This is a genomic window from Carboxylicivirga linearis (genome assembly GCF_018271995.1).
Taxonomy (GTDB): domain Bacteria; phylum Bacteroidota; class Bacteroidia; order Bacteroidales; family Marinilabiliaceae; genus Carboxylicivirga; species Carboxylicivirga linearis.
The window spans coordinates 1-8,047 of the sequence record NZ_JAGUCO010000043.1; the positions used below are offsets into that span (position 1 = coordinate 1).

Below are 8,047 nucleotides of genomic sequence, written 5' to 3' on the forward strand. Positions count from 1 at the left end.
CTGGCGTTATACCGAGACATTATTCTTGATATAACAGGCTTCTTCCCATTTTTATTCCTGTTTGGTGACCAGGGAGCCGGAAAGTCCAATTTTGTTAATTTCTTTATGCATCTGTTTGGAGAACCTAATCATGGAATCTCATTGCTTAATTCTACGGACAAAGGTTTTTCACGCTCATTAACTCAACGAAGTAATGCTTTATACTATCTTAAAGAATACACAAATGCCATTGATAAAAAAACGGTCGATATATTTAAGACAGGTTATGATGGAGAACTGTATACCATGGCGCAAAAAAGCAACGATAATAAAACCACAACTCTTGAAATTAGCTCTGCCTGTATGGTAGATGGTAATGAATTGCCAACATCTGAGGCAGCCCTTTTTGCTCGAATGATTGTATTGCATTTTGAGGATAATAAATTTTCTGATGAAACCACAGAAGCCTATAAAACCTTACTAAAAGAGAAAGAGAATGGATTTTGCAATATAACACGTGAACTCTTTAAATACCGTAGCTATTTTGAAAAACAGTTTAAAAAGGTATTTAATGAGGTTTTTCAACAGGTTAAATCGGTCATAAATGCTGAAACAGAACTCGCAGACCGACAAATAAGACATATCGCATTGTTGTTGACTCCGGTTAAACTCCTTCAAGCTAAATTGGCTTTCCCATTTGATTTGGATACGTACAAGGATGCAGTAATCGAAAACGCAAAAATGCAGGATGAAATGGCAAGCGACTTAAAGGATGTATCTATTTTTTGGAGTGCCATTGCCTATAAGGTTGCAGACCCTTATGGTGATATACGTAAAGATATACACTACGTGAAAGACCCGATAAAGAAAATACTATACATTAAATTCAAACTACTTTATCCTTGCTATACCGACTACGTGAACAAAAACAAACTACATTTTCTTGAGATGAATTCGTTAAGAGAATTGTTGACCGCAAAGGGTAATAAAACATTTATCCCCAATAGTTCTCAAAAAAGTCGCAAAGTAAAGAGCTATACGCATAGTGCATTGGGATCCTGTTACATGTTTAAATATGAAGATGCCGAAACAACAAATGGAATTGTCATTGATGACGTGGAGCTGGCGATCTGAGTTAGTTTCTCATTTTTTCTTTATAGGGTACTTTATGGTATCCTTTTTTTATGCTCAAAAATTCATCTAAAAGGAAATCGATGTTTTTTATAGTAAATGAAGTAAATAATGTAAATCAAATACAGTAACTTATCTATTAATAACATTTTAGATATTTACTTCACATTTACTTGATTTACTTTCCACCAGATTTGATAGTTCATTATCCTGAGATAATGGAGTTAATAGCTTACACAGCAAGAAGGTAAGATATATTACTACATTTTGGTAACTTATGCTTTTACAGATAACAGTCTTAATTCTTAATTAAGCTGTAAATTGGTTTAATGATTAGTGTTTTAATAGACTCAAATCATTCCTCATAATATTTTTCATCTTGTAATATTTCCATAGGATTGATCTACACTAATATTTGTTTTCTTGAAAATAAATATGTTTTTTTATGATTCGTAATTAATCCGAAGTCTGAATTATACAAAATCTGTTAGAGTGGTAGAATGATTAGTGATGATGGGAATTTATAAGTATAGTCCTTGACTTCAGAAACATCGGCTTACTCGTAAAAAGTATTGTGAGTGAGACGGCGAAGCATTTCATAAACCTAATAAAAAGGTTTTTAACATCAACCATTAAATACTTGAAGTTGATAACTATAACTGGTATTAATAAGTTATTTCATATAATCCTGTTGTTGGATCACTAATACCTTACCTACTTCTGAAGATTGAGTATAACCATAGTCATAACAGAAATAATAAAGATTACCTCCCTTACTTTTCCATGTATGGGTAAGGTGTTTAAAATCCATGCCCAGTTTTTTAAGAAATTCCTTTCGAACGGTGGCTTTTCCTTCGGGACAGGCCCGGTGCATCGCACTTCTGTTGGCACGAAGCTGCTTATTAACTGATCGTACATAAGCTTCTATTGAACTGGTCGATTGATTGTGATAAGAACTCTTACATTGTACACAGCAAAACTTTTTATCGCTCCTACCCTTCATCGGTTCATGGCAATATAAACAAGTTCTTTTTTCCATAGTCGTATTATTAGACGTTTAATTACGTAAGTAGACGATTAATAAACTCTTAAATTACAAATTATCCTTATGTTAGTCAACAAAAAAGATGAATCAGAAGGATGTACTATATCTCAACCAGAGAACTTATGAAGGATCTGACTATTGTGTGCTTTATTTCAAGAGCAATGAGGCACTGCTTGACAGAATTGCCAATAATAGTTGGATTAAATGGCATCCGGAGATGAAAGCCTACACTACTCCTATTAAGCACAACACCATTGGATTGCTTCAGGATGTATTTGAAGATATTGCCCATGTAAGTACAAAATATTATCAGGCAGAAATAAAAGGCTATACCGAAAAAACGGTCATTGGTGACAAGATATATTTTAAAGGAATTCTTGAACCTAAGAATAAGGTAGGTGGCATTATGCTGGTTCCTTACAAGAAGAATAATGAAAGATTGATAATCATTAAATACAAGTATAACAAGCGAGCAAACCAAGTACTAGTCAAAAATAAATACGCTCGATGGAATGCCATCGTCAAAGATTTTACTCTCTTACCCAAATTAAGTATTCTATATCATTTTATTGATTCAGTTTCGGAAGATTTAAAGATACGACTTCACAATGAGTTAAAGATTACAGATCATCGTATTATTCAGAAATTATATGAACAGGAATATGTCAAGGATCGCTTCTTTAAGAGTGTTCCACTAGCATTTCTGAAGTTCATGCAGCTAAAAGGGTATAGTGAAAATACCATCAATACTTATTACTATTTTGTTCTACGCTTTATTAATTGTTACAAACATAACAGCATTGATGAGATAAATAGTTTTGATTCCGAGGTGATTAATAAGTACCATGAATTAATGCAGGGTGAGAAAGCATACTCTTTTGCCACCATAAATCAATCGGTTAATGCGATTAAGCTTTATTACAGAGGTTATGTAAAAAGAGAATTGGAAGTTAATGAAGTGATCCGTCCAAAAGTAGGAAAACAATTACCTAAGGTATGGAGTAAGGAAGAAATCGGCCAAATATTACAAAGCACTGAAAACAGTAAGCATAAAGCCCTTCTGTCTTTGCTTTACGGTAGTGGATTAAGAATTGGTGAGGTATTGAATCTTAAATTAAATGATATTGATTCGAAACGGATGCGTATTCGCGTACTGGCCGGCAAAGGCAACAAGGACAGGTACAGTATTTTGGGTTCATCAATTTTAGATACATTAAGAGACTATTACAAAGAATACAAACCAACCAATTATCTGTTTGAAGGGCAGTTTGGCGGTAAATATTCAGCTACCAGTGCAGGAAAAGTTTTGAAAAAAGCAATTGAGCAAAGCGGAGTACAAAAAAGAGGGGGATTACATTCGCTAAGACATAGTTTTGCAACCCACTTGCTTGAATCGGGAACTGACATAAGATACATACAGGAATTATTGGGGCACAGTTCATCTAAAACCACTGATATTTATACGTATGTCAGTAACAGATACCTGGAGATGATAAAAAGTCCGTTGGATGATTTGATTATCAAAAAAGATGTTAAATTAGCTTCGGAACAACAGACAAAGGAAATATAACCGTCATACAATGACGGTTACAGAATAGTTGCCAATAATACATAATTGCCAGACTAAATATCTTAAATAGAAAAAGAATGACTATGAGGAAATATTTGATTTTGTCTATGATTATATTGTTATCTACAAGTTGCGCCTATAAAAAGACAGGATATATCATTTATTCTTATCCTAGTGGTGAGAAAATGATAATGGTGAATATGTTAGAGGATAGATTTCATGGTGACTTGATTTATTTTAACAAAAATGGCGACACACTAGATATTCAAAAATGGATTAACGGAATAAACGAATCTGAACATTTTAACTATGACTCTACATTAGTATCTTTTTATAAGGAATTTGTATATGTGGATATTGACAGTGTACTATTAATGGACAATAATAAATTAAATATTTACAATGCTCCGCAGTATACGCTAATATTACAAGCCACAAACTGCAAATTGAAAAGAGATAGTGCGACCACTTATATTATTCCTAAATCTACCAAGGACTCAGTTAAATTATCCATAGTAATGGATAGTGGAAATGAAAGAACCTTAATTAAGACATTGTCACGGAAGGTTATTTGGGAATAATCAATATGTAAAAAGTACTATTGGCAACACGTTGCAATAGCGCATAAGGGGTTCGTAATCATTGGGAAGGCCTCAGCAAAGGCTACCAGTTCCAAATCGCAGATTTGGCTTAAAAAATGAAATGTAAAACAAATATGCGCTTTGGCTTAGCGCTATTATGAAAGTCTGTGAGGTTAAATCCCCTTACGACGCCATGCAACCACCGTTGGGCTTAATACAAACGAGATGTTAAACTGGAAAGAAAATTTAAATAAGGAATCCAAAAGTGTTCTCTTTGACCTATTTTCAGAGACAAATAGAATTAATTTAGAACCTCAATTGTATGCAGGAAACCTACTTTTTGAGAAAAAATATGACATTGAATCTCTTATAAAAGCAAAGACTAACTTGATTGAAGCAATAGAAAAATCTTTCACTAGAAAATATCATCAAGACCCTAAAAAGATTGCTAAGGAAACCATAATTAGAGAATTATTTTTCAGATTTCTTTTAACCATTATAATTGTTCTGACTTTTCTTCAAGGAATTGAATTTCATTATGAATTACTTAACCTTAGAATTGACAATAGAATAATAGCATGGTTATTAGGACTTATAAACCTTATCCCATTAATCTGGATCAAAACCACAATTAGAAAAGCTCTATCAAAAGTCAAGAAAGAACTTACGAAAAAGGACAATATGATTGAACAGATTAATACTACCTTGAAATTTTAAAAGAAAAAGTACTAAGCCCAACACGCTGGAATAAAGCATGTCTAGGTTTGCTCGTCCTGACGCCTTTGTCTACTGTCGGGTCATCGCTACCGCGTGACACGACACCACGACCAATTCGCCACGACTTCATCCAGCAAACGTTGGGCTTCATGCGAATAACCGCTTCCTAATTCAGAAAATGCAATGAATTTATATAATGACTTAGGCAATTTTTACCTCGGAGAAAAAACAACACAATTATTTGTTAAAGTAGACTCCGAAATTTTGGAACAGGAATTATTAGAAGCTCTTAAGGAGATGAAAGTCAAAGTAAAAGACCTTAATCAAGAGTTTGATTATTTATGTAATACTGTTGGTGGAGAGAATATAAATAAACTAACAAGAATTTCAGAACCTAATTGTATTTGGAGTTCAATATTGCTTCATCATAATTCAAAATTAGGAGAAGACTTAGCTCTGCGACTTTCTAGAGTTTTGGATTGTCCAATTTTAACAATATTTGAGTTTGGGCATTTTGCTTGGGGATTTAAGATTTATAAAAAAAGTAAAATGGTAAACGGATTCTGTAGTAATCCAAATATTATCAATCAAAAAACTGATTTGTCGTGCAATTTTGAAAAACTGGCGAAAGATTTTGAATTAAAAACAGTAATCAATAAACCAACAATTTATTCATTTCAGGCAGCGGAAATTACTAAGGAATTAGTTGAAAAAATTAATAATGAGAGAATAAGTTTTTTAAGTAGTTTAAAGATTGATTTTGGTGATTTAAAGAAATGGCTTTATTTGAAAGAGAAAGATGTAAATTATTAATTAAGCACGAAAGCCCAACACGCAATATACGTAAGCCGGGGTATGTGGGTAATTTAAACCTTTGTTCATTTAATGAAAATTGTAACGGCCTGACAATTTGGAGCTTTGAAATCCCGGCCTCCGCATATTGCCACCGTTGGCAACCATAAGAAATAACGTAAAAAACTTCAAATGCAATTAATACTGTATTTTTTAGCAACAATTGGAGGACTTACAATATTATTTGTAATATTCAGACTTAAAATATTTCAACACCTTGGATTAATAATTCACCAAAATCTGGACATATCATTACAAGAACTAATGTTTATGTACTTCAGAAACTCTAATGTTGACCTAATTTTAAAACTATTAATCATTTCAAAGAAAGCAAATATCATTATTGACAAGTCAGAAATCGAAGCATACATACTAGGTGGACTTGATACTGAAAGTGCTTTACAAGGACTAATATATGCGAAAGGAAAAGGTTATCAGCTTGATTTAAAAGAAGCAATCACTTGTGTTGCAAGTAAAAAAAACATTTTTGATTCAATTAATAATTGGACAAGAGTAAATCCTAATAATAGAACTATTACACAATTATAATTACGGTTGCCAACACGCTGGAAATAAAGCATGGCGCGGGTTGCTCGTCCTGACGCCTTTGTCTACTGTCTTAGCCCCCCTATCGGGTGACACGACACCACGACCAATTCGCCACGACTTCATCCAGCAACCGTTAGCAACAACCAGCACAAAATTCCAAAATGACTGAAATAATAGACAAATTAAATCGATTCAGAGAAAAAGAAAAGTTCGCTGATTCAGAATGGGATAAACGCGGATTAAATCCTTCTGATTCTGATTTATGTTTAAAAATGGAAACTTTATTAAATAATTGCACAGACTCTTTAATTGCCTCCGTTCAGCAAAATAAAAATGGACGGATTTCTAAAAGGATACTTAAAAACGGACTCCAAAAATTTAACAAACTTGATTATGATACGGAGGAAAAGGAGTTCATATGTGATTATTTTTTTGAGTTATCTCAAATATTAAACATTGATATAAAGAACGACCTGAATAATTGGCTATACGGATTTGGACTTAGCTCAATGATTAAAGTTATGTCTGCACTTAAAAAATCTGATAAAATAATAGAGACGTTATCACAGAATTGTACAAAATGTGATTCAAAACTTGAGACTTTTATAATGGAACGCCAATCTGATATTCCTGACTTGGCATATGATATTGTCAAATGTAAAACCTGCGGTGAATACAACATGATTGATAAAGGCCCTGGAATTAAAAGGTTAAAATTTGGCAATTACGATTGGGTTGAACAGTTGCTAAAAGAAGAATATGACAGTGAACAAGCAAAAACTCGATTAGAACAAATTAAATTTTTTAGAAAATAGAAATTGGCAGTTGCTAACACGCAATCATAAAACATAAGCGGGACAGTGGTTTGCAAAGGTTTTACTCCTAATCAACACCGCCAAATCTACGATTTGACGATATTGATTTTCCAATTACCAAATCGTAGATTTGGCTAATTAAAAACTTGAAACGTTTGCTCATTTAATTCGCTTACGTTTCATATTGCCATTCGTTACCGCCTATTAAAAAGCACCAAATCCATTAATATGAAGAAATCACTATTAATTATTCTATTGACATTATCTTTTTTAGAATTATCAGCACAGAATACAACAGAAATAACTGAGAAATCATTTCCTACCAATATTAATCAAGACAACTTCAAATATCTGGAAAAATATAAAGGTAAAGTCATAGCATATGACGGACAAATTGAAAAAACTGTGAATAGTAGAAATAATACTCCTTTTTACAAACTTAAAGTCGGACCTAAAAAATATATTTGGACTGTTTTAATGTTTAATAACAAATCGAATAAAGTCGGTGATAAAATAAGAGTAGTTGGTTATTTAAATCTTGCAGAACCTGATGAAAAAGAAAAAGAATTTCTTGATACTGAATATATGGTAATTGCATTTGGACTTGTTGACTTAGAAAAATCCAATTTCCTCTTTTTAGGAGGTGCCGAGAAACAGAAGCAAGATTGGATAAATGGCTTAATTCCTCGTGCAAATTAAAACAAACAGGCGGTAACACGCTGGAATAAAGCATGGCTAGGTTGGCTCGTCCTGACGCCTTTGTCTAGCGTCCTGTCATCGCTACCGCGTGACACGACACCACGACCAA

General features: G+C 33.1%; 9 protein-coding genes. 8 read left to right on the plus strand and 1 reads right to left on the minus strand.

Annotated elements, in window-relative coordinates; translation table 11 throughout:
- Positions 1 to 1,113 (plus strand): hypothetical protein (locus KEM10_RS22885; protein ID WP_212220377.1); only part of this gene is annotated, 1,113 nt, incomplete at its 5' end.
- Between the two features lie 670 nt (positions 1,114 to 1,783).
- Here KEM10_RS22885 and KEM10_RS22890 read toward each other — a convergent pair.
- Entirely contained in the window at positions 1,784 to 2,149 is a 366-nt protein-coding gene (locus KEM10_RS22890) for a hypothetical protein (RefSeq protein WP_212220380.1), read from the minus strand.
- 88 nt (positions 2,150 to 2,237) lie between these two features.
- Between KEM10_RS22890 and KEM10_RS22895 the strand changes: the two genes are divergently transcribed.
- The 7 genes from KEM10_RS22895 (at position 2,238) to KEM10_RS22925 (ending at position 7,938) form a co-directional block, all read left to right on the plus strand.
- Complete coding sequence (locus KEM10_RS22895) at positions 2,238 to 3,725, plus strand: tyrosine-type recombinase/integrase (RefSeq protein WP_212220383.1); 1,488 nt, start codon at positions 2,238 to 2,240, stop codon at positions 3,723 to 3,725.
- Positions 3,726 to 3,808: 83 nt separating this feature from the next.
- Positions 3,809 to 4,306, plus strand: a complete 498-nt coding sequence (locus tag KEM10_RS22900) for a hypothetical protein (RefSeq protein ID WP_212220386.1) — start codon at positions 3,809 to 3,811, stop codon at positions 4,304 to 4,306.
- Positions 4,307 to 4,531: 225 nt separating this feature from the next.
- Positions 4,532 to 5,023 carry a hypothetical protein gene (locus tag KEM10_RS22905; RefSeq protein WP_212220389.1) on the plus strand — a complete coding sequence of 164 codons (492 nt, stop codon included), beginning with the start codon at positions 4,532 to 4,534 and terminating at the stop codon, positions 5,021 to 5,023.
- A gap of 183 nt (positions 5,024 to 5,206) precedes the next feature.
- Complete coding sequence (locus KEM10_RS22910) at positions 5,207 to 5,836, plus strand: hypothetical protein (protein WP_212220391.1); 630 nt, start codon at positions 5,207 to 5,209, stop codon at positions 5,834 to 5,836.
- Positions 5,837 to 6,007: 171 nt separating this feature from the next.
- On the plus strand, positions 6,008 to 6,424 hold the full coding sequence (locus KEM10_RS22915) for a flotillin-like FloA family protein (RefSeq protein ID WP_212220394.1): 417 nt from the start codon (positions 6,008 to 6,010) through the stop codon (positions 6,422 to 6,424).
- Positions 6,425 to 6,585: 161 nt separating this feature from the next.
- Positions 6,586 to 7,239 carry a DUF4844 domain-containing protein gene (locus tag KEM10_RS22920; protein ID WP_212220397.1) on the plus strand — a complete coding sequence of 218 codons (654 nt, stop codon included), beginning with the start codon at positions 6,586 to 6,588 and terminating at the stop codon, positions 7,237 to 7,239.
- Positions 7,240 to 7,467: 228 nt separating this feature from the next.
- Positions 7,468 to 7,938, plus strand: coding sequence for a hypothetical protein (locus KEM10_RS22925; protein ID WP_212220400.1), 471 nt, complete (start codon positions 7,468 to 7,470; stop codon positions 7,936 to 7,938).
- Positions 7,939 to 8,047 lie beyond the last annotated feature (109 nt).

What these genes read in the sequence shown, in the direction of transcription:
- KEM10_RS22890 (WP_212220380.1), bottom strand. Translation starts at nt 2,149, where the DNA reads ATGGAAAAAAGAACTTGTTTATATTGCCATGAACCGATGAAGGGTAGG.
- KEM10_RS22895 (WP_212220383.1), top strand. Translation starts at nt 2,238, where the DNA reads ATGAATCAGAAGGATGTACTATATCTCAACCAGAGAACTTATGAAGGA.
- KEM10_RS22900 (WP_212220386.1), top strand. Translation starts at nt 3,809, where the DNA reads ATGAGGAAATATTTGATTTTGTCTATGATTATATTGTTATCTACAAGT.
- KEM10_RS22905 (WP_212220389.1), top strand. Translation starts at nt 4,532, where the DNA reads ATGTTAAACTGGAAAGAAAATTTAAATAAGGAATCCAAAAGTGTTCTC.
- KEM10_RS22910 (WP_212220391.1), top strand. Translation starts at nt 5,207, where the DNA reads ATGAATTTATATAATGACTTAGGCAATTTTTACCTCGGAGAAAAAACA.
- KEM10_RS22915 (WP_212220394.1), top strand. Translation starts at nt 6,008, where the DNA reads ATGCAATTAATACTGTATTTTTTAGCAACAATTGGAGGACTTACAATA.
- KEM10_RS22920 (WP_212220397.1), top strand. Translation starts at nt 6,586, where the DNA reads ATGACTGAAATAATAGACAAATTAAATCGATTCAGAGAAAAAGAAAAG.
- KEM10_RS22925 (WP_212220400.1), top strand. Translation starts at nt 7,468, where the DNA reads ATGAAGAAATCACTATTAATTATTCTATTGACATTATCTTTTTTAGAA.